Origin of the sequence: Bacillus sp. FDAARGOS_235, assembly GCF_002073415.2 — a bacterium.
Classification (GTDB): domain Bacteria; phylum Bacillota; class Bacilli; order Bacillales; family Bacillaceae_G; genus Bacillus_A; species Bacillus_A toyonensis.
This window is the reverse complement of the sequence record NZ_CP020437.2, coordinates 2655001-2657500: the sequence shown is the minus strand read 5'-3', so window position 1 is coordinate 2657500 and position 2500 is coordinate 2655001. Positions and strand designations below refer to the sequence as shown.

Genomic DNA, 2500 nt, shown 5'->3' with positions numbered 1-2500 from the left:
AAAAGCTACCCCGGGGATAACAGGCTTATCTCCCCCAAGAGTCCACATCGACGGGGAGGTTTGGCACCTCGATGTCGGCTCATCGCATCCTGGGGCTGTAGTCGGTCCCAAGGGTTGGGCTGTTCGCCCATTAAAGCGGTACGCGAGCTGGGTTCAGAACGTCGTGAGACAGTTCGGTCCCTATCCGTCGTGGGCGTAGGAAATTTGAGAGGAGCTGTCCTTAGTACGAGAGGACCGGGATGGACGCACCGCTGGTGTACCAGTTGTTCTGCCAAGGGCATAGCTGGGTAGCTATGTGCGGAAGGGATAAGTGCTGAAAGCATCTAAGCATGAAGCCCCCCTCAAGATGAGATTTCCCATAGCGTAAGCTAGTAAGATCCCTGAAAGATGATCAGGTTGATAGGTTCGAGGTGGAAGCATGGTGACATGTGGAGCTGACGAATACTAATAGATCGAGGACTTAACCATATAATATGAAGCAAATGTTATCTAGTTTTGAAGGAATATGCCTTCATAGTTTGGTGATGATGGCAGAGAGGTCACACCCGTTCCCATACCGAACACGGAAGTTAAGCTCTCTAGCGCCGATGGTAGTTGGGACCTTGTCCCTGTGAGAGTAGGACGTCGCCAAGCAAGCTTAAGACGAGTCAGAATGACTCGTCTTTTTTGTGTTTTATAACTTCTTTTCAATGCTAAATACTACCTGGATTTTAAAGAACTCCCTATTCTTTTAAGATTTTTGGTTACATATCTATATAAGTTTTATTCTGTTTCTTTCGTGATTTTTAATATGTAATTTAAGATTTTCTATTTTATTTCTTATAGATAAGATTCACCGGTATGTTAAAATAGTACAGTTGTTTTTGAGGTACGTTAACATAAGAGATTTAATTTGGAAAAAGGAGATAATATGAAAAAGATAGGTATGATTACTATAGTAGTTTTAGTGCTTCTAACAATCGCGTATATGTTAGTTGGGAATTATTTTTATAACTACGCATTGAATGCGAAACAAGAAAAAGAATTTTTGCAAGATAACCCTCATTTGGCGGAAACAGTGAATGCATCGGGGGATGTATTGGCTACGAATGAAAAAAAGAATGCGGATTTTGTATCGAAATATAAACCGAACACATTAACTATACGTTCTTTCGATAAGCTGAATTTAAAAGGTTATGAATATATGAATGAATCATCTAGTCATAAATGGGCAATTGTAGTTCATGGATATAATGGCAGAGCATCAGAAATGACGAAATATATTCGGAACTTTTATGAACGAGGCTATAATGTCATAGCGCCAGACCTTCGTGGACATGGAAATAGTGAAGGGGATTATGTTGGTATGGGCTGGCATGATCGTAAAGATGTCCTACTGTGGATTCAACAAATTTTAAAGAAAGATCCTAATGCTGAAATAGCTCTATATGGTATTTCTATGGGGGGAGCAACTGTAATGATGACTTCAGGCGAAGATTTACCTTCAAACGTTAAAGTTATTATTGAAGATTGCGGATACTCAACTGTTAGTGATGAATTTACGTATCAACTAAAAGATTTATTCCACTTACCGAAGTTTCCTGTTATGAATGCGGCCAATACAGTTACTAAATTGAGGGCGGGATATGATTTAGAAGAGGCTTCAGCTGTGAAACAAGTTGAGAAAAGTAAAGCACCTATGCTATTTATCCATGGGAATGCTGATACATTTGTTCCTTTTGAAATGTTAGATCAGGTGTATAATGCTGCAAAAGTAGAAAAAGAGAAGTTAATTGTTCCAGGTGCAGGGCATGGGGAAGCGGAGAAAGTAGATTCAAATAAATATTGGAATACTGTATGGAAATTCGTAGAGAAGTATATTCCGGCATAATTAAAGTTGTTTCATTTTTATAGACGATAATCGGAGGGAATAGTCTGCCCTTTTGATTATCGTTTTTTTCTAATTAGGTATTCTGCTATAAGTATATTTTTGTATGTACTATAGAAGGAAATAGAGCAAAAACTTTTGAATTCCTTAATCTCAGTGCTACAATGATTGAAAACTAGGTTTTAAAGAGGTGTTAATATGAAAATTGAAGTATGGTCAGATTTTGTATGTCCATTTTGCTATATTGGGAAGCGTAGATTAGAGATGGCTTTAGAGCAATTTCCGCATAAGAAGGATGTTGAAGTTGAGTTTAAAAGTTTTGAGCTAGATCCGAATACTTCCGTTTACTCTGGAACGAGTATTAATGAAGTGCTTGCATCAAAGTATGGGATTAGTATTGAAGAAGCTAAGCGTAATAATGTACAACTAGGAAATCATGCAGCTAGTATGGGTTTAAGTTTTAATTTTGATGAGATGAAGCCAACGAACACTTTTGATGCGCATCGTCTAGCGAAGTTTGCGAAGGATCAAGGGAAGGAAAAGGAGATTACAGAAAATCTTCTTTTTGCATATTTTACTGAATCAAAGAACTTGAGTGATGTGGATACGCTAGCTACTATCGCTGAAGCTTCA

Annotated in this window: 2 protein-coding genes and 2 rRNA genes (2 of these 4 running past the window's edge); all 4 read left to right on the top strand. The window is 38.4% G+C overall.

Going from position 1 to position 2500, the window contains the following annotated elements; genetic code table 11:
• Positions 1-468: ribosomal RNA gene (locus A6J74_RS15430) — 23S ribosomal RNA — on the top strand (it extends 2454 nt beyond the left edge of the window).
• 49 nt (positions 469-517) lie between these two features.
• Positions 518-633, top strand: a 5S ribosomal RNA gene (gene rrf / locus A6J74_RS15425).
• 277 nt (positions 634-910) lie between these two features.
• Complete coding sequence (locus A6J74_RS15420) at positions 911-1870, top strand: alpha/beta hydrolase (protein ID WP_002105653.1); 960 nt, start codon at positions 911-913, stop codon at positions 1868-1870.
• A gap of 195 nt (positions 1871-2065) precedes the next feature.
• On the top strand, positions 2066-2500 hold the 5' portion of the coding sequence (locus A6J74_RS15415; RefSeq protein WP_000687926.1) for a DsbA family oxidoreductase. The gene runs 297 nt beyond the window's last position; only the first 435 of its 732 coding nucleotides appear in the window; its start codon is at positions 2066-2068; the stop codon falls past the right edge of the window.

Excerpts from the sequence above, each read along its gene's own strand:
- A6J74_RS15420 (WP_002105653.1), top strand. The coding sequence starts at position 911 with ATGAAAAAGATAGGTATGATTACTATAGTAGTTTTAGTGCTTCTAACA.